This window comes from Streptomyces sp. NRRL S-455 (genome assembly GCF_000717875.1).
In the GTDB taxonomy this organism is placed as follows: domain Bacteria; phylum Actinomycetota; class Actinomycetes; order Streptomycetales; family Streptomycetaceae; genus Streptomyces.
Window position 1 is genome coordinate 188,114 of the sequence record NZ_JOCT01000013.1, and the last position, 18,287, is coordinate 206,400.

The following is an 18,287-nucleotide window of genomic DNA, read 5'->3' on the forward strand; positions in this document are numbered from 1 at the left end:
CATCCGGCAGACGGCCGTCCGAGGTACCGGTCCCGCCCGCTCAGCCCGCTCAGCCCGCCACGAAGGTGTGGGCGGCCTTGTCGTGCCAGCACTGGCGCCACGGCTTGTCGAAGACGCACCAGACGACGCCCACGATCCCGACGACGAGGAGTCCGGGCACGCTGTAGACCAGCCAGCGGCGCAGGGCCGCGCCGAACTCCGGGGCTTCGTGGCCCTCGATGTCCCGGACTTCGAGACCCATCACCTTCTTGCCGAGGGTGCGACCCCACTTGACGGTGGGCAGCACCTCGGCGACGACGCCGACGAGCAGCAGCACCGCCAGGACGATGCCGAGGTACACCGACGTGGTGCCGTCGAGCAGCCAGACGGTGACGGTCTCGCCGGAGAGTCTGGCCGCCTCGATCTTCTCGTTGACATGGTCGACGGCCTTGATGCCGAGCGGTACGGCGGCCCCCGCTGTGAGGCCGGCGAGGACGACGGTGTCCAGCAGCCGGGCGGCCAGCCGCTTGCCGAGCCCCGCGGGGCGGGCCGCCGCCTGACGCCGGGCCGCCGCCTGGAACGGGTCCTCGACCGGCGGCTTCCACGGTGCGACGGGCTGCCCGTCACCGTCGTCGGCTCCGGCGAGCCGGTGCACCTGCTGTGCCCAGGAGGACTGGCCACCGCCGGGGCCGGCGCTGAGGGGGGTGGCGGCGGAGGCGGCACCGGGCTGAGGTCCGCCGGCCGCGCCGGCCTGCGGGGGTACGGCGGCGGCCGACCGGGAGCCTGACAACGCCGTCGGGGCGGCCGCGGAAGCCTGGGCTCCGCCTGCCCCGGCCGTCCCGGGCGGCGCCGTGGCGGCACGGGCGGCGGCCGCCTTGCCGGCGCCGAAGCCGGGACGGTTCGAGGCGTCGGGGGAACCGGCCGTGCCGGGCTGCGCACCGGAGGCGGGTCCCGCCGGGCCGCCCGGGCCGGCCTGAGCACCGAAACCGGAGCCGGAGCCCGCGGAGCCCGGTGCCCCGAAGCCCGGGGCACCGGAGCCGCCTGCCCCGTTCTGTGCGCCGAAGCCGGAGCCCGCCGGGCCGCCGCCCGGGCCACCGGCCGGCTTCGAGCCGCTGCCCGGTGCCGCGTCCCCCGAGCCCGGACGCGGAGCGACCGCGCGGAACGTCATCGTGCCCTCGTCAGGAGCCTCGGCCGGGGTAACGCCCCCGGGGGCCGCCGTCGGGCGGCGGAACATGAACGTGTCGCCGGCGTCCGCCGCGTCGGCCTCCTGTTCCGCGGCACGGGCGGACTCGCCGTCCGGCTGCCGGTCGGCCTGCTGCCCTCCCGGTGCGGCGCCCTGGGCGCCCTGCGCCCCCTGCGGCGCGCCCCAGGAGACGCGGTCCTGGCTGCCGAAGCCGGACTGGCGGGAGCGGTCGGCGCCCCAGGCGGAGGCGGGTTCGGGCCGGCTGCCGTGCTGGGAGTCGGCGGCGGACGGCTGCTCGACCGGGTCCTCGTCGAAGAAGTGCGGGCCGGTCTCCTCCACCGAGGCCGTGGCGGCTCCGGCACCGGGCGGCGGCGCGAGCGTCTCGCCCTCCTCGGGTGCCGGACGGCTGGTGCCCGGCACCCAGGAGGCACCGTTCCAGTACCGGACATATCCAGGAATGGACGGGTCCGGGTAATACCCTTCGCGGGGCCTGTCGTCACCCGGGGCCGGGGTTGGGGCGCTCATCTCCGTCGTCCCGTATCTGCTCGAGGGCCAAATGAGGGCCTCCACATCTATCAGACGAGGGCACCCGGCACCGCCGCTCCCACCGGACCCACCCCTTTCGAGCACCGATGTGCTACGCGCCGTGCGGCCCCGCGCGCGGCCTCCCCGCGGAAAAACTTCCCCGACGCGCGTAATGCCGGGGCCCTCACCCGCTCTCTGCTCCTGACCGGCCCTCGCGGGCTGCCGTTCAGCCGTTCGGGAAGAAGGGAACATCGCCATGCGCACCGTGGTGGAACGTGAACTGGAGCTGAAGCTCGTCCTGTCGCCGGAGCACCGGATCCCGGTGTCCGCCCGGCTCGAGTACGTCACCGACGACCCGTACGCCGTGCACGTCACCTTCCACGTCGGCTCGGCGCACGCCGTGACCTGGACGTTCGCCCGTGACCTGCTGGTGGAGGGGGTGTTCCGGCCGTGCGGGCGGGGGGACGTGCGGGTGTGGCCGGCGAAGAGCGAGGGGCGGTGTGTCGTGCTGATGGCGCTGAGTTCACCCGACGGTGACGCCGTGCTGCAGGCCCCGGTGGCGCACGTGTCGGCCTGGCTGGAGCGCACGCTGCGGCTGGTCCCGCCGGGGACGGAGGCCGAGCGGCTGGGGCTCGACGACGAGCTGGCCCGGCTGCTGGCCCGGTGAGCGTGCCGACCTCAGAACAGCTTGCCCGGGTTCAGGATGCCCAGCGGGTCGAAGGCCTGCTTCACGGCCCGCTGCATCTCCATCCCCACGGGGCCGATCTCGCGCGCCAGCCACTCCTTCTTCAGGACGCCGACGCCGTGCTCGCCGGTGATGGTGCCGCCGAGCTCCAGGCCGAGGGCCATGATCTCGTCGAAGGACGCGCGGGCGCGGCGGGACTCGTCCGGGTCCGCCGGGTCGAAGCAGACCGTCGGGTGGGTGTTGCCGTCCCCCGCGTGGGCGACGACCCCGATGGTGAGCCGGTACTTCCCGGCGATCCGGTCGACCCCCGCCAGCATCTCGCCGAGCCGGGAGCGGGGCACGCACACGTCGTCGATCATCGTCACGCCCTTCACCGCCTCCAGCGCGGTGAGCGACAGCCGGCGCGCCTGGAGGAGCAGTTCGGACTCGGCCGCGTCGCCGGCCGGTACGACCTGGGTGGCGCCTGCGGCCTCGCACAACGCGCCGACGGCGGCGAGGTCGGCGGCCGGGTCGGTGCTGTCGAACGCGGCGAGCAGCAGCGCCTCGGTGCTCTCCGGGAGGCCCATCCGCGCCAGGTCGTTGACGGCCTTGACCGTCGTACGGTCCATGAGTTCGAGGAGGGACGGGACGTGGCCGCCCTCCATGATCCGGCACACGGCGTCGCAGGCGGCGGCCGCGGAGGCGAACTCGGCGGCCAGCACCAGCTGCGCGGGCGGCTTGGGGCGCAGGCCGAGCACGGCCCGTACGACGATGCCGAGGGAGCCCTCGGAGCCGACGAACAGGCGGGTCAGGTCGTAGCCCGCGACGCCCTTGGCGGTGCGGCGGCCGGTGGACATCAGCCGGCCGTCGGCCAGCACCACGTCGAGGCCGAGGACGTACTCGGCGGTCACCCCGTACTTCACGCAGCACAGGCCGCCCGAGGCGGTGCCGATGTTGCCGCCGATGGTGCACATCTCCCAGCTTGAGGGGTCCGGCGGGTAGTACAGGCCGTGTTCGCCGACGGCCCGGGACAGGGCGGCGTTGATCACGCCGGGCTCGACGACGGCGACGCGGTCGACCGGGCTGATCTCCAGGATCCGGTCCATCTTCGTCAGGGAGAGCACGATGCAGCCCTCGGAGGCGTTCGCGGCGCCCGACAGTCCCGTGCGGGCGCCCTGCGGGACGACCGGGACGCGCAGGGCGGTGGCGGTGCGCATCACGTGCTGGACCTGTTCGACCGTGCGGGGCAGCACGACGACGGCGGGCGTGCCGGCCGGGCAGAAGCTGGCCATGTCGTTCGCGTAGGAGGCCGTGACGTCGGGATCGGTGAGGACCGTCTCCGCGGGGAGGCCGCTGAGCAGCAGGTCGACGAGGTTGCCGGTCGTCGCGGTGTCCTCGGAGCTGGGCGCTTCGATACGGCTCATGATCAAAGGGTCGCACCCGGGGCCATCGGTGTGAACCCCGTCGGCGGCACCCTTGGTCTGCCCGGGTGTGGTCGTCGTACTGACGCACAGTGAGCGCCATGGAGAACCAGCAGGAGGGCCTGGACGGGCAGGAGAGCGGTGGGCAGGCACGCCGCTTCCGCGGTCGGCGGGTGGTGCTCGCCTCGGTCGTGGGGTGTGCCGTGCTCGGCGGGGTGCTGGTGCTGCTGCCGTGGGAGCGATCCGCCGGGCCGGCCGGGCCGTCGCCGGGAGCGGTCGCGATGGCGGCGGTCAGTGCCGGGGCGCCGGCCGCGCTGCCCGACCTGGCGGAGCTGATCGACGAGCGGGAGAAGCGGCTGCGGACGCACCCGAAGGACGCGCGCTCCTGGGCGGTGCTCGGGATGGCCCATGTGGAGCAGGGGCGGCGGCTGGCGGACCCGGCGTACTACCCGCGCGCGGAGAAGGCGCTGCGCGCGTCGCTGCGGGTGCGGCCGGAGCGGAACACGGAGGCCCTGGCCGGGCTGGCCACACTGGCCAATGCGCGCCGGGACTTTCCCGCCGCGCGCCGGTGGGGCGAGGCGGCGCTGAAGCTGGAGCCGCGCAGATGGACGACGTATCCACTGCTCATCGACGCGTACTCCGGGCTCGGTGACCACGCGGCGGCCAAGCGGACGCTGGACCGGCTGACGGAGCTGCGCTCGGGTCCGGCCGTGCTGGCACGGGCCGCGGCCGTCTACTGGGAGCTGGGCTGGCGCGAGGACGCGGCGGCCTCCCTCGCGGACGCGGCGGCGGGCGCGCGGGCCCCGGCGGAACGGGCCGCCTACCTGGAGCGCGCCGGGCAGCTGGCCTGGGAGCGCGGTGACCTCCAGGACGCGCTGCGGCACTTCCAGGAGGCGGTGCGCCTCGACCCCGACCAGCGGGCGGCGCAGGCAGGGCAGGGCAGGACACTGGCGGCCCTGGGCCGGACGACGGAGGCGCTGAACGTGTACCGGGTGGCTCTCGCCAAGCAGTCGTGCCCCCGGTACGCCCTGGAGCTGGGTGAGTTGTACGAGTCACTGGGGATGCCGGAGGCCGCCCGGGTGCAGTACGACCTGCTGCGGGAGCGGGTGCGGGAGGCTGCCGCGGGCGGGGCCGACGAGGAGCTGGTGCTGGGGCAGTTCGAGGCGGATCACGGCGATCCGCGGGCCGCGGTGCGGCGGTTGCGTGCGGAGTGGCGGCGGCAGCCCGGGACGGAGGTGGCCGACGCGCTGGGCTGGGCGCTGCACCGGGCCGGGGAGCACGAGGAGGCGCTGCGGTTCGCGGTACGGGCGACGGAGGCGGAGCAGGGGGGCGGGGTGCGCAGCGCGCTGTACGCGTATCACCGCGGCATGATCGAGCGGGAGCTGGAGCGGTACGGGGCGGCCCGCCGGCACCTCGCGGAGGCGCTGCGGATCAACCCGCACTTCTCGCCGTTGCACGGGCGTGCGGCCCGTACGGCGGCGGAGGCACTCGGGGAGCCGCCGGACGAGGAGGTGCCGGAGATGGACGGTGAGCAGGGGTGAACGGGCGGCCGGGGTTCTCCCGGGCGTCGTCCCCGGGGTCGTGCGGGTGCCCCGTGACACCCGCACGACCGAGGCCGGCGATCCGGATCAGAGGTTGCCGCGGCGGGCCTGCTCCCGCTCGATCGCCTCGAAGAGGGCCTTGAAGTTGCCCTTGCCGAAGCCCATCGAGCCGTGGCGTTCGATGATCTCGAAGAAGACGGTCGGGCGGTCCTGGACCGGCTTGGTGAAGATCTGCAGCAGGTAGCCGTCCTCGTCGCGGTCGGCGAGGATCTTCAGCTCGCGCAGGGTGTCGATCGGGACCCGGGTCTCGCCGACCCACTCCCCCAGCGTGTCGTAGTAGGAGTCGGGTGTGTTGAGGAACTCGACGCCGGCCGCCCGCATCGTACGGACCGTCTGCACGATGTCGTTGGTGTTGAGCGCGATGTGCTGCACGCCCGCGCCGCCGTAGAACTCCAGGTACTCGTCGATCTGGGACTTCTTCTTGGCGATGGCCGGCTCGTTGATGGGGAACTTGACCTTGAGGGTCCCGTCCGCGACCACCTTGGACATCAGCGCGCTGTACTCGGTGGCGATGTCGTCGCCCACGAACTCCTTCATGTTCGTGAAGCCCATCACCTTGTTGTAGAAGCCGACCCATTCGTTCATCCGGCCGAGTTCGACGTTGCCGACGCAGTGGTCGATCGCCTGGAAGGTGCGCCGCGCGGGCGGTTCCACCATCGGCTTCGCCGCGACGTAGCCGGGCAGGTAGGGACCGTCGTAGCCGGAGCGTTCGACGAGGGTGTGGCGGGTCTCGCCGTACGTGGCGATGGCGGCCAGGACGACCGTGCCGTGCTCGTCCTTCCGCTCGTACGGCTCGGCGACGGAGCGGGCGCCGTGCTCGAGGGCGTAGGCGTACGCGGCGCGGGCGTCCGGCACCTCGATGGCGAGGTCGATGACGCCGTCGCCGTGTTCGGCCACGTGCTTCGCGAGGAAGTGGCCCCACTCGGTGGCGGGCTTGATGACCGAGGTGAAGACGAAGCGGGCGGAGCCGTTCTCCAGGACGTAGGCAGCGGTCTCGCGGCTGCCGTTCTCCGGTCCGGAGTAGGCGACCAGCTGCATGCCGAAGGCGGTGGAGTAGTAGTGCGCCGCCTGCTTGGCGTTGCCCACGGCGAAGACGACCGCGTCCATTCCCTTGACCGGGAAGGGGTCGGCCTGCCGGGCGGTGTCGGGAGTGTGGTGTGTGGTCTGCGTCATAGCGGCAGGGTCTCCCCGCTCGGCAAGGTGCGCAATAGTTTGCGATTTGGCTGGGCAATCTGTTCAGCGGAACGGGCGCGTCCTCGGCCTTTCTGTACATGATGACCACTCGGGAGGCTGCTGTGGCGATCGATCATCTGGACGGCCGGATCATCCTGCTGCTGGCGCGGGAACCGCGGATCGGGGTGCTGGAGATGTCGCGGCGGCTGGGGGTGGCCCGGGGGACCGTGCAGGCGCGACTGGACCGGCTTCAGTCGAACGGAGTCATCCGCGGATTCGGTCCGGAGGTGGACCCGGCGGCGCTCGGCTACCCGGTCACCGCGTTCGCCACGCTGCAGATCCGGCAGGGGCAAGGCGCGGACGTACGGGCCCACTTGGCGACCGTGCCCGAGGTGCTGGAGCTGCACACCACCACCGGCAGCGGGGACATGCTGTGCCGGCTGGTGGCCCGCTCGAACGCCGATCTCCAGCGTGTGATCGACCGGGTCGTCGGTTTTGATGGCATCGTCCGGGCCTCCACGGCGATCGTCATGGAGAACCCCGTTCCGCTGCGGATCATCCCGCTCGTGGAGCAGGCCGCGGAGGAGACCTGACGCCTTGGGGTGAGCGCGTGTGAACTTCTGGGAGTACGTGGACAACCGGCACCAGCAGCTGCTCACGGACGCCTACCAGCACGCGAGCGTCGTCTTCCAGTGCATGGTCGTGGCGACCGCCCTCGGGGTCCTGATCGGGGTCGCCACCTACCGCAGCGAGTGGGCCGGGAGCCTCGCGACCACGACCACCGCCACCACCCTGACCATTCCGGCGCTTGCCCTGATCGGTCTGCTCGTCCCGGTCGTGGGCCTGGGAGTTCCGCCCACGGTGATCGCGCTGACGCTGTACGGACTGCTGCCGGTCGTGCGCAACGCGATCGTCGGGCTGCGCGGGGTCGACCCGTCGCTGGTGGACGCGGCCACGGGCATCGGGATGTCCGGGACGGCCCGGCTGCTGCGGATCGAGCTGCCGCTGGCCTGGCCGCCGATCCTGACCGGGATCCGGGTGGCGACCCAGATGCTGATGGGCATCGCGGCCATCGCGGCGTACGCCTCCGGCCCGGGCCTCGGCAACGTCATCTTCCGCGGCCTCGCCTCGCTGGGCAGCGCGAACGCGCTCAACCAGGTCCTCGCGGGCACGCTCGGGATCATCGTCCTCGCGCTGCTGTTCGACGCCGCGTACGTGCTGATCGGACGGCTGACCATTCCCAGGGGGATCCGTGCCTGAGACCGGCGACCACGGTGCCTCCATCGAGCTGGAGAGCCTGACCAAGTCCTTCCCCGGCAGCGCACGGCCGGCCGTGGACGACGTCAGCATGGAGATCAAGGCGGGCGAGGTGGTCGTGCTCGTCGGCCCGTCCGGCTGCGGCAAGTCGACCACGCTCAAGATGATCAACAGGTTGATCGAGCCGACCGGCGGCCGGATCCGGATCGGCGGCGAGGACGTCACCGACATGGACCCGGTCGAGCTGCGCCGCGAGGTCGGCTACGCGATCCAGTCCGCCGGGCTCTTCCCGCACATGACGGTCGCGCAGAACATCGCGCTGGTACCGAAGCTGATCGGCTGGCCGAAGGCCCGGATCAGGGAGCGGACCGAGGAACTGCTCGACCTGGTCGGCCTCGACCCGGGCGAGTTCCACGGCCGCTACCCGCGTCAGCTCTCCGGCGGTCAGCAGCAGCGCGTGGGGGTGGCACGGGCCCTGGCCGCCGATCCCCCGGTGCTGCTGATGGACGAGCCGTTCGGGGCCGTGGACCCGATCACCCGCGACCACCTGCAGGACGAGCTGATCCGGCTGCAGCACGAGCTGCACAAGACGATCGTCTTCGTCACGCACGACTTCGACGAGGCGATCAAGATCGGCGACCGGATCGCCGTCCTGCGCGAACAGTCCCGCATCGCCCAGTTCGACACCCCGGAGGCCATCCTCACCAACCCGGCGGACGACTTCGTCTCCGGGTTCGTGGGCGCCGGGGCGGCGCTGAAGCGGCTGAACCTGACCCGCGTCCGGGACGTGGAGATCACCGACTGTCCGACGGTCACGATCGACGACCCGTGGCAGCAGATCTTCAACCGGCTGCGGGCCGGCGGCACCAACGAGGTCCTGCTGCTCGACCGGCGCGGCCGCCCCTGCAAGTGGCTTCGGCGGGGCGACCTGATGCGGGCCCGGGGCTCGCTGGCCCGGGCCGGGACGCCGGTGCACGACACGGTCACCCGGGACGCCACCCTGCGGGACGCACTGGAGGCGGTGCTCACCGACAGCGCGGGGCGGGTGGCGGTGACCGGGCGGCACGGCGAGTACACGGGCGTCGTCGACATGGAGACGCTGCTGAACTCCGTGCACGCCCTGCTGGAGACCGACCGGCTCGACGCGGTGGAGCACCAGCACGAGCTGGAGGAGCTGCGGGCGGCACGGAGGCACGCGGAGCAGGAGGGCGGCGAGCAGGTCACCGGCGTGGGCGGTCCCGGAGGGGCGCGGTGACGGCGTTCGAGGTGGAGGGGACCGAGGGGGCGCAGGCCGAGGGGGCGCAGGCCGAGGGGGCGCAGGCCGAGAGGACGCAGACCGACAAGGCGCAGACCGAGAAGGCACCACCCGAGAAGGCGCGAACGGTCTCCGGGCCGACGCGGGAGGCGCCGCCCCGGACGTCACCACGGCCCCGCATCGGCCGGCAGAAGCTGACCGTCCTGCCCACCGTCCTGGTCGCCGTGCTGCTCGCCACCTGGCTCTGGTTCGAGCAGGCGGACCTGGACGCGCTCACCCGGAACGCCCTGTCCGGCGGCCAGGTCACGAAGGCGCTGTGGCAGCACGTCCAACTGACCTTGATCTCCACGTTCTTCGTGCTGGTCATCGCGATCCCGCTGGGCATCCTGCTGACCCGCGGGACGTTCAGCAAGGCCGCCCCGGTGGTGACGGCGTTCGCCAGCACGGGCCAGGCGACCCCGGCGATCGGACTGCTGGCGCTCCTCGTCATCTGGCTGGGCATCGGCCGCAGCGCCGCCCTGATCGGCATGATCATCTACGCCGTCCTGCCCGTGCTGTCGAACACGATCACCGGCTTGAAGGCGAACGACCCGACCCTGCTGGAAGCGGCACGGGGCATCGGTATGTCCCCCGTGGGCGTGCTGGCCCGGGTCGAACTCCCGCTGGCGGTCCCGCTGATCCTCGCGGGCGTGCGCACGGCCCTCGTCCTGAACGTCGGTACGGCGACCCTGGCGGTCTTCGGCGGGGGCGGCGGACTGGGCGTACTGATCACGGCCGGGATCACCAACCAGCGGATGCCGGTGCTGGTGCTGGGCTCGGTCCTCACGGTCGCCTTGGCGCTGCTGGTGGACTGGCTGGCCTCGCTGACGGAACTGCTGCTGCGGCCACGGGGGTTGCGGGCATGAGGGCCCGGGCGGGCCTTCTCGCGATGGGGCTGCTGACGGTGTCCGGTTGCGGTCTGACCAGCGGCTCCCCGATGGCCGACGCCGTACGCCCCGGTTCCGTCGGGCGGGGCGAACCGCTCAGGGGCGCGAGTCTGACGGTGACGTCCAAGTCGTTCACCGAAGGGCTGATCCTCGGCGCGATCATGGGCATCGCCCTGGAGGCGGCCGGGGCGGAGGTGCTCGACCGTACGGGCATCCAGGGCTCCATCGGCAGCCGCGAGGCCGTCCGGAAGGGCGACGCCGACGGCGGGTACGAGTACACGGGCACGGCCTGGATCACGTACCTGGGGCACAGCGAGCCGATCGCCGACCCGCACGAGCAGTGGGAGGCGGTGCGGAAGGAGGACGCGGCCAACGGACTGACCTGGCTGCGGCCGTCCTCCCTCGACAACACGTACGCCCTCGCGATGAGCCGGGAGAACGCGAAGAAGTACGGCACGAGGACCATGTCGGACGTGGCGAAGCTGGCGAAGTCCGACCCGGGGGCCGTGCGGCTGTGCGTGGAGGTGGAGTTCGCGAACCGGGCGGACGGCTTGCCGGGCATGCAGAAGCGATACGGGATGGATCTGCCGGCGCGGAACGTCACCCAGATGGACACGGGGATCATCTACACCCAGACCGCGAAGGGAGACTGCGCGTACGGAGAGGTGTTCACGACCGACGGGCGCATCAAGTCCATGAACCTGCAGGTCATGGAGGACGACAGGAAGTTCTTCCCCCACTACAACGCCGCGCCGATGATCAACACGAAGACGCTGAGGGAGTGGCCGGCGATCGCGGACGTGCTGGATCCGGTGACGGCGCGGCTGAACAACGCGGTGGCGCGGACGCTGAACGCGAGGGTGGATGTGGACGGGGAGGATCCGCATCAGGTGGCGTTGGAGTGGATGGTGCAGGAGGGGTTCGTCCGGGAGGGATAGGCAAGTTGCAAAGAAACCCTTGCAAGGATTCCTTTGCAAGGATAGCTTTGCATCGTGACCGAATCCCAGAACCCACAGGTACGGCAGCTCGACGCCCGATCCCTGCGCGGACTCGCCCACCCCCTGCGGATGCAGCTGCTGGACGCCCTGCGCTTCGGCGGCCCGGCCACCGCCTCACAACTGGCAGCCAAGCTGGGCGAGTCCAGCGGCGCCACCAGCTACCACCTGCGCCAACTCGCGGTGTACGGCTTCGTCGAGGACGCACCCGAGCGGGGCAAGGGACGCGAGCGGTGGTGGAAGGCGACCCACCACGGGATTCGCTTCGACGACGCCCTGCTCACCGACTCGGACCCTGCCGTACGCGGGGCAGCGGACCTCTACCTGCACGAGGTCGCCACCACGCAGACCCGGGACCTGTCGACGTGGCTGGGCAACCGCGACTCATGGCCAGAGGAATGGAGTCGCGTCTGGGACATGAGCAGCGCGACGCTGCGACTGACGCCTGAACTGACGCAGGAACTCGTCGAGAAGATGCACGCGCTCGTCGATACCTACCGCGACCGCGCGGCCTCCGAGGACACCCCCGGCACCGAGCAAGTCCGCCTCCACACCCACGCCTTCCCGATCAGGACGGACTGAGATGCACCCCGACATCCACCTCGCCCTGCACCACTCCCGCGCCGCCGAACTGCGCGCCGAAGCGGGGGCCCACAGCCCCGTCGCCGACACCCGGCGTCCGCGGCTCCGGGCCCGTCTCGGCTGGACCCTCGTAGAGGTCGGACTGCGGCTCGCCACCCGCCCGGGGGCGGCCGCCCCCGCCCACTAACAGCTCGGCACGGAGCCCTTCCCCGTCTCCAAGGCCGCCAGTGAACTCACCGTGCTCTTCAAGTCGGTCACCGGAATCAGCCGCAGCCCCTTAGGGAGCTCCGCTCGCGCGTCCGCGCACTCCGCCTTGGGGACGAGGAACACCGTCGCGCCGTCCCGCCTCGCGGCCTGCGTCTTGAGGGCGACGCCGCCCACCGCCCCGACCGTGCCGTCCGCGTCGATCGTGCCGGTACCGGCGATGACCCGGCCGCCCGTGAGGTCACCGCCCGTGCCGTCGCCGTCCAGCTTGTCGACGATGCCGAGGGAGAACAGCAACCCCGCGCTGGGCCCGCCCACGTCCGCGAGCTTCAGGCTGACCTTGACGTCCTTGGCGTCGAGGCCGAGGTAGCCCAGCGCGGCCTCGGTCGCCGCGTCCTGGGACTCCTTCATCTGTGCCTCGTTGTGCCGCTCGATCTCCTTGACGGTGTCCCCGCTCGGGTAGATCGCGTCGCGCGGCATGACGGCCTCGTCGGTGCGGAACCAGCCGTCGACGACATCCGGGAGCGAGACGCGGGTGTCCGGTGACGTCGCCACGATGGTCGTCATCCGCAGCTGCCCACGGGTGTCCCGGACCGGCGCCCCCGAGATGCTGATCACCGGCGTGCCCTTGTGATCGCCGAGCACGTTCGCCGTCTCCCCCGGCTGCGCCACCGAGAACGGCAGCGGCGCGAACACCGCCGTGGCGAGCAGGGCCACGACGGGCAGGGCGCAGACGGCGATGGCCTGGGGGCGTGTGAGGCGAGAGAACACGGGATCAATCTAACGCGGGGGCGGGACGCGGCCAGGGCCAGGTGCGCCGGGGGCCGCCCCGGCGACCTCGGCCCAGGCCGGCGCAGCGGCTCGACCCAGACCAGCACAGCACCTCGACCCAGACCAGCACAGCACCTCGGCTCAAGCCAGCGCAGCGCCTCGGCTCAGGTCAGCGCAGCGCCTCCGCGACCTCCCGCGCCGCCTCCACGACCCGGCCCCCCACCCGCTCCGGCACCACGTCGGCCAGCATCACCACACCCACGCTGCCTTCGACGCCGGTCACCCCCAGCAACGGTGCCGCCGCCCCGCACGCCCCGGCCTCCAGCTCCGCGTGCGTCAGGGTGTACCCCGGGCCCTCCATCGGGTGCTGCCGGGCCGCGAGTATCGCCTTTCCCGCGGCGCCCCGGTCCAGGGGGTGCCGGAAACCGGCCCGGTAGGCGACGTGATAGTCCGTCCAGGTCGGCTCCACCACGGCCACCGCGAGGGCGTCCGCCCCGTCCACCAGCGTCAGATGCGCCGTCGCTCCGATGTCCTCGGCCAGCGACCGCAGCGCCGGCATCGCGGCCTCCCGTACCAGCGGATGGACCTGCCGCCCCAACCCCAGCACCCCGAGCCCCACCCGGGCACGTCCGCCCAGGTCACGGCGGATGAGCGCGTGCTGTTCCAGCGTGGCGAGCAACCGGTACACCACGGTCCGGTTCACACCCAGCTTGAGGGAGAGCTCGGTCACGGTCAGCCCGTGGTCCGTGTCGGCGAGCAGCTTGAGGACACGCAGTCCCCTGTCGAGCGTCTGAGAGGTCTCCGCGGTCACGACGCCCACTCCTTAGTGGTGAGGTCGGCGGCCCTCTCGCGGCGGATGCGTCACCGAGTCCCGTCGGCAACGCGCTTCAGAGGCCGCCGATCGGCCGGCGACCCGGCCTGTCCGGGCCGCGTCGCTTCACGGCTGCGCTCCGCGGCGGCGCTGCCACGGGGCGTGTGCGTAGCGGGACATTAGCGAGACAGTTCGCTGAGCGGAAGGCTCCGTCCAGAATCCGGGCAGTGAGCGGGGAACACTGCTCGAATTTGCGGCGGTATGAGCCCCCCCCCCAGGGGCGCGGGGCTCTGCCGATGTGCGGCTCCGCCGCGTGGGCGCGACCAGCCACACACAAGCCGCGGCCGAAGCGACGGGAACTCACTTCATCCGGGTCGCCCACTCCTGCACCTTGGCGATCCGCTGCCGCAACTGCCCCGCCGTCGCCTCGGCCGCCGGAGGCCCCCCGCACACGCGCCGCAGCTCCGTGTGGATCACGCCGTGCGGCTTGCCGCTCTGGTGGACGTACGCGCCGACCATCGTGTTGAGCTGCCGGCGCAGCTCCATCATCTCCTTGTGGGAGACCACCGGCCGCCGCTCGGCGGGCACTTCGAGCAGGTCGGCCTCCGCGTCCGGCTTCTTGCGGCTGTGCGAGATCTGCTTGGCCTGCCGCTTCTGGAGCAGCAGCTGCACCTGGTCGGGCTCCAGCAACCCGGGAATGCCGAGGTAGTCCTGCTCCTCCTCGCTGCCCGGGTGGGCCTGCATGCCGAACTCGGCGCCGTTGTACATGACCCGGTCGAAGACGGCGTCGGACTCCAGCGCCTCGAACGGCAGCATGTCCTGCTCGCCGGTGTCCTCGTCCTGCTCCTTGTTCGCCTCCTCCATCTCCTTCTCGGATTCGGCGTACGGGTCCTCCTCGCCCTCCTTCTTGGGCTTGTCGAGGACGTGATCGCGCTCGCGCTCCATCTCGTTGGCGAAGGAGAGCAGGTCGGGCACCGTGGGCAGGAACACGGAGGCGGTCTCGCCGCGCCGCCGGGACCGTACGAAACGGCCCACGGCCTGCGCGAAGAAGAGCGGCGTCGAGATGGTGGTGGCGTACACCCCGACCGCGAGCCGCGGCACGTCGACGCCCTCGGACACCATCCGCACCGCGACCATCCACCGGTCGTTGTTCCCGCTGAACTCGTCGATCCGCTCGGAGGCGCCGGAGTCGTCCGACAGCACGAGGGTCGCCTTGTCGCCGGTGATCTCCCGGATGAGCTTGGCGTACGCGCGCGCCGAGTCCTGGTCGGAGGCGATGACGAGCGCACCGGCGTCCGGGATGGCCTTCCGTACCTCGGTCAGCCGCTGGTCGGCGGCCCGCAGCACGGCCGGCATCCACTCACCGCGCGGATCGAGCGCGGTCCGCCAGGCCTGGCTGATGGCGTCCTTGGTCATGGGCTCGCCGAGCCGCGCGGCGACCTCGTCACCGGCCTTGGTGCGCCAGCGCATGTTGCCGCTGTAGGAGAGGAAGATGACCGGCCGGACCACGTTGTCGGCGAGCGCGTTGCCGTACCCGTAGGTGTAGTCGGCGGCGGACCGCCGGATGCCGTCCTGTCCCTCCTCGTACGTCACGAAGGGGATGGGGTTGGTGTCGGACCGGAAGGGCGTACCCGTCAGGGCGAGCCGCCGGGTGGCCGGTTCGAAGGCCTCGAGACAGGCCTCGCCCCACGACTTGCTGTCACCGGCGTGGTGGATCTCGTCGAGGATGACCAGCGTCTTGCGCTGCTCCACGCGATTGCGGTGCAGCATGGGCCGGACACCGACACCCGCGTACGTCACGGCCACCCCGTGGTACTCCCGGCCGAGCGGCCCGGCGCTGTACTCGGGGTCGAGCTTGATGCCGATCCGGGCGGCGGCCTCGGCCCACTGCTTCTTCAGGTGCTCGGTCGGGGCCACCACCGTCACCTGCTGGACGACGTGGTGGTGCAGCAGCCAGGACGCCAGCGTCAGCGCGAAGGTCGTCTTGCCGGCGCCCGGGGTGGCGACCGCCAGGAAGTCCCGGGGCTGCTCCTGGATGTACTTGTCCATCGCGCCCTGCTGCCAGGCGCGCAGCTTGCTGGCGGTACCCCAGGGGGCGCGGCCGGGGAACGCCGGGGACAGGTGGTGCGAGGCAGTGCTGGTGCCGGCGGTGGTAGTCACGGTCTCCGTCGGGGGTCGGGCGGCTCTGTTCGAGCGAGCCTGACGGCTCGGCTCCGTATGACAACCGGGCCACCCTACCGGCGTCCCGGGCGTGTCAACGGGGGGACCGGGCCGGGTCACCCCTGGGTGGGATCCACATCACAGCACACTCGGCACCGCATCCGAGGTCGGCCGTTCTACGGTCGTCGCTCCCTCAAGCGCGTCGACACCCACGCCCCCACCAGCGCCACCGCCGCCATCGGCAGGAACACCGCGGCGAACGCGGCCGGATGGGATCCGGAGGTGTGGGCGGCGGTCGCGTGGGACACCGTGCCGCCGCCGAGGGCGGCGAAGGCGGCGCCACCGGCCGACAGCAGGACGACGTTGGAGAGGCCGTCGGAGATCTGGAGCGCGGCGGAGTTGGTGCCGGCCTCCTCGGGAGCGGAGAGCTTCAGCAGCAGCACGCTCGTGGAGGAGATGACGAGCCCCATGCCGAAGCAGCCGAAACCCCAGGCGGCCGCCACGGTCCAGACGGGCACGGAGTCGATGAGCACACTCGGTGCCGTGGCGACGGCCGCCGCCACCAGCAGCATCCCGACGGTCGTCAGCCGCTCCCGGTACGGCTCCACCCGCGGCCGCGACTGCACCCACGATCCCAGCGCCCACGTCCCGCCGCCCGCGGCGAGCGAGAACCCGGCCAGCGTCGGACTGAGCCCGCGCTGGGTCACGAGCATCAGCGGCACGAACGACTCCGCGGCGATGAAGGACCCCGCGGCGACGCCGCGCAGCAGTACGACGGAGGGCAGCCCGCGGGCGGCCCGGTACGTGCCCTTCGGCAACAGCCCGAGCACGGCGGGCACGATGAGGGCGAGTCCCGCCGCACCGGGCAGGAGCGAGAGCGGGCGCAGGTCCTGGGCGGCGTACTGGAGCAGGCCGGCGCCGAGGGAGATGCCGAGGGCCAGGCGGATGCGGCGGCGGTCGAGGGAGTGAGCCTTCCCGTCCGGCGTCGCCACCGGCCCGGAGGCCCGGCGCCGTATCTGCGGCAGGGCGAGTGCCAGCGGGAAGACGACGAGCACGGGTATCCCGACGAAGACCCACCGCCACCCCAGCTGCTCGGTCACCGCGCCGGCGGCGAGCGGGCCGACGATCGACGGCAGGATCCAACTCGCGGCGAACGCGGCCATGATGGCGGGCCGCAACCGCTCCGGATAAGCCCGCCCGACGACGACGTACAGCGCGACGATCACCAGCCCGCCGCCGAGCCCCTGCACGGCCCGCCCCAGGATGAACACCCACATCGCCCCGGCGGTCCCCGACAGCAACAGCCCCGCGCCGAAAGAGGCGATGCCGGTGGTCAACGGCCCGGTCGGCCCACGCCGGTCGGACCACTGACCCGAGAGCACCATGCCGAACAGACTGGTCGTGAAGTACCCGGAGAACGCGAACGCGTACAGCGACACCCCGTCCAGCTCCCGCGCCGCGACGGGCATCGCGGTCCCGACGGCCGTCGCCTCGAAGGCGACGAGCAGCACGACGGACACGATCCCGACACTCAACGCCCGGTACGCCCGCCCGAGCACGGTCTCATCCGCCCTGGCGACCGAGGGCGATCCGGCGGCATCCACGACATCTGGGTCACGCGACTTCGGGGCGGTCATGCCCGTGAGCGTAAGGCCCACACGAGGCCTTGACCCCTGTCGAGGGTCGGTCGACCGCCACGACCTTGGTCCTAGTCCCAGAGCCGCGCGCCCCTTCCATGAACGGCGTATGGCAGTCCCGTTGCAGCCCGGCGGCTGCCCTTGAACACCGCTTCGCCCCCGGCCTACGGTCACTGCACCGGTTCAAGAACACGGCCGTGTGCCCGAGTGGTTGAGGGGCTCGCCTGCAAAGCGAGTTACGCGGGTTCGAATCCCGCCACGGCCTCTGGTATCCGACCAGGCAAAGGGAAGGGCGGCACTCCTTCGGGGTGCCGCCCTTCCAGTCGTTCCGTCTCTGTCTCCGTCTTGCTTCACGACCGCCGCAACCGGACCGTGGCGCGGAGCCACGTTCCGCACATCGATCAAGCCTCGCGATCGAGGCTCCTGGCATGATCGCAATGTGACGAGTGAGCTTGTGCGGTCCGGCCCCAGAAAGTGCGTTCTCTTCGATGTCGACGGCACGTTGATCGACGCCGTGGAGAACCAGCGCCGAGTCTGGGCAGCGTGGGCGGGGCGGTACGGACTGGACGCAGATGAGGTCTATCGGGTGGCGCTGCGGACGCGGCCGATGGAGACCTTCGCGGTAGTGGCTCCGGACCAGGATCCAAGGGAGTGTCTGGCTGCGCTGCACGAACTGGAGGACGAGGACGTCCGGTCCGGCGTCTACGCTGCATTCGACGGTGCGTCGGAGCTGCTGGGCGCCCTGCCGTTGGGGGCGTGGGCTCTGGTGACCTCGAACTACGAGAACCGGGTGCGTGGGCGATTCGCTCGGACTGCTCTGCCGGTCCCACGCGTCATTGTGGACGCCGCCGCAGTGACGGAAGGTAAGCCGTCGCCCGTGCCCTACCTGCTGGCCGCCGAACAGCTCGGCGCCCAGCCCGAGAACTGCCTGGTCATTGAGGACGCTCCGTCCGGAGTCGAGGCAGGACTGCGGGCCGGCATGACGGTGTGGGGGGTCAACGCCGCGGCTGCGGTGACCGGCGTGCACCGCCACTTCACGAGCCTGCGCGAGGCAGTCCCCGACGTCCTCGCCTTCGCCCGGCTGGAGGGGTCAGCCGGAGTGGAATGATCACGACGTGGCTGCTGGTGTGATCACGGCGTCGG

At 72.0% G+C, this 18,287-nt stretch carries 17 protein-coding genes and 1 tRNA gene; 11 read left to right on the plus strand and 7 right to left on the minus strand.

The window, feature by feature from the left end:
- Positions 1 to 49 precede the first annotated feature (49 nt).
- A complete protein-coding gene (locus IE97_RS0119330; protein WP_030241733.1) occupies positions 50 to 1,687 on the minus strand; it encodes an RDD family protein in 1,638 nt (545 codons plus the stop codon).
- A gap of 256 nt (positions 1,688 to 1,943) precedes the next feature.
- On the opposite strand from IE97_RS0119330, the gene IE97_RS0119335 reads away from it, so the two are divergent.
- A complete protein-coding gene (locus IE97_RS0119335; RefSeq protein ID WP_030241738.1) occupies positions 1,944 to 2,354 on the plus strand; it encodes an SsgA family sporulation/cell division regulator in 411 nt (136 codons plus the stop codon).
- 11 nt (positions 2,355 to 2,365) lie between these two features.
- Here the strand turns inward: IE97_RS0119335 and IE97_RS0119340 are convergent, their stop codons facing one another.
- Positions 2,366 to 3,781, minus strand: coding sequence for an FAD-binding oxidoreductase (locus IE97_RS0119340; RefSeq protein ID WP_030241741.1), 1,416 nt, complete (start codon positions 3,779 to 3,781; stop codon positions 2,366 to 2,368).
- A 92-nt stretch (positions 3,782 to 3,873) separates the two neighbouring features.
- Here IE97_RS0119340 and IE97_RS0119345 point away from each other — a divergent pair, with 92 nt between their 5' ends.
- A complete protein-coding gene (locus IE97_RS0119345; protein ID WP_030241745.1) occupies positions 3,874 to 5,313 on the plus strand; it encodes a tetratricopeptide repeat protein in 1,440 nt (479 codons plus the stop codon).
- Positions 5,314 to 5,400: 87 nt separating this feature from the next.
- On the opposite strand, the gene hppD is transcribed toward IE97_RS0119345, so the two are convergent.
- Positions 5,401 to 6,546, minus strand: coding sequence for a 4-hydroxyphenylpyruvate dioxygenase (gene hppD, locus IE97_RS0119350; protein ID WP_030241749.1), 1,146 nt, complete (start codon positions 6,544 to 6,546; stop codon positions 5,401 to 5,403).
- 122 nt (positions 6,547 to 6,668) lie between these two features.
- Here hppD and IE97_RS0119355 point away from each other — a divergent pair, with 122 nt between their 5' ends.
- The 7 genes from IE97_RS0119355 to IE97_RS0119385 are packed head-to-tail and all read left to right on the plus strand — an operon-like array spanning position 6,669 to position 11,748.
- Positions 6,669 to 7,139 (plus strand): Lrp/AsnC family transcriptional regulator, encoded by a 471-nt coding sequence (locus IE97_RS0119355; RefSeq protein ID WP_020277695.1) that lies wholly within the window; start codon positions 6,669 to 6,671, stop codon positions 7,137 to 7,139.
- 19 nt (positions 7,140 to 7,158) lie between these two features.
- On the plus strand, positions 7,159 to 7,806 hold the full coding sequence (locus IE97_RS0119360) for an ABC transporter permease (protein ID WP_030241759.1): 648 nt from the start codon (positions 7,159 to 7,161) through the stop codon (positions 7,804 to 7,806).
- Positions 7,799 to 9,058 carry a betaine/proline/choline family ABC transporter ATP-binding protein gene (locus tag IE97_RS0119365; protein WP_030241763.1) on the plus strand — a complete coding sequence of 420 codons (1,260 nt, stop codon included), beginning with the start codon at positions 7,799 to 7,801 and terminating at the stop codon, positions 9,056 to 9,058. The genes IE97_RS0119360 and IE97_RS0119365 overlap by 8 nt, the downstream gene beginning before the upstream one ends.
- Positions 9,055 to 9,963, plus strand: coding sequence for an ABC transporter permease (locus IE97_RS0119370; protein ID WP_063752204.1), 909 nt, complete (start codon positions 9,055 to 9,057; stop codon positions 9,961 to 9,963). The genes IE97_RS0119365 and IE97_RS0119370 overlap by 4 nt, the downstream gene beginning before the upstream one ends.
- Positions 9,960 to 10,922, plus strand: a complete 963-nt coding sequence (locus IE97_RS0119375; RefSeq protein WP_030241773.1) for a glycine betaine ABC transporter substrate-binding protein — start codon at positions 9,960 to 9,962, stop codon at positions 10,920 to 10,922. The genes IE97_RS0119370 and IE97_RS0119375 overlap by 4 nt, the downstream gene beginning before the upstream one ends.
- Before the next feature lie 54 nt (positions 10,923 to 10,976).
- Complete coding sequence (locus tag IE97_RS0119380) at positions 10,977 to 11,561, plus strand: ArsR/SmtB family transcription factor (RefSeq protein WP_030241775.1); 585 nt, start codon at positions 10,977 to 10,979, stop codon at positions 11,559 to 11,561.
- A 1-nt stretch (position 11,562) separates the two neighbouring features.
- Entirely contained in the window at positions 11,563 to 11,748 is a 186-nt protein-coding gene (locus IE97_RS0119385; RefSeq protein WP_030241778.1) for a hypothetical protein, read from the plus strand.
- Here the strand turns inward: IE97_RS0119385 and IE97_RS0119390 are convergent.
- The 4 genes from IE97_RS0119390 to IE97_RS0119405 form a co-directional block, all read right to left on the minus strand.
- Entirely contained in the window at positions 11,745 to 12,536 is a 792-nt protein-coding gene (locus IE97_RS0119390) for a S16 family serine protease (protein WP_030241781.1), read from the minus strand. The genes IE97_RS0119385 and IE97_RS0119390 overlap by 4 nt on opposite strands.
- A gap of 169 nt (positions 12,537 to 12,705) precedes the next feature.
- Positions 12,706 to 13,347 carry an IclR family transcriptional regulator gene (locus tag IE97_RS0119395; RefSeq protein WP_030241784.1) on the minus strand — a complete coding sequence of 214 codons (642 nt, stop codon included), beginning with the start codon at positions 13,345 to 13,347 and terminating at the stop codon, positions 12,706 to 12,708.
- 360 nt (positions 13,348 to 13,707) lie between these two features.
- Positions 13,708 to 15,507 carry a DEAD/DEAH box helicase gene (locus tag IE97_RS0119400; protein ID WP_030241788.1) on the minus strand — a complete coding sequence of 600 codons (1,800 nt, stop codon included), beginning with the start codon at positions 15,505 to 15,507 and terminating at the stop codon, positions 13,708 to 13,710.
- A gap of 176 nt (positions 15,508 to 15,683) precedes the next feature.
- Positions 15,684 to 17,144 (minus strand): MFS transporter, encoded by a 1,461-nt coding sequence (locus tag IE97_RS0119405; protein WP_030241792.1) that lies wholly within the window; start codon positions 17,142 to 17,144, stop codon positions 15,684 to 15,686.
- Positions 17,145 to 17,337: 193 nt separating this feature from the next.
- Here IE97_RS0119405 and IE97_RS0119410 point away from each other — a divergent pair.
- Positions 17,338 to 17,409 (plus strand) — tRNA-Cys (locus IE97_RS0119410).
- A 174-nt stretch (positions 17,410 to 17,583) separates the two neighbouring features.
- Positions 17,584 to 18,252, plus strand: a complete 669-nt coding sequence (locus IE97_RS0119415; protein ID WP_030241796.1) for an HAD family hydrolase — start codon at positions 17,584 to 17,586, stop codon at positions 18,250 to 18,252.
- Positions 18,253 to 18,287: the final 35 nt, after the last annotated feature.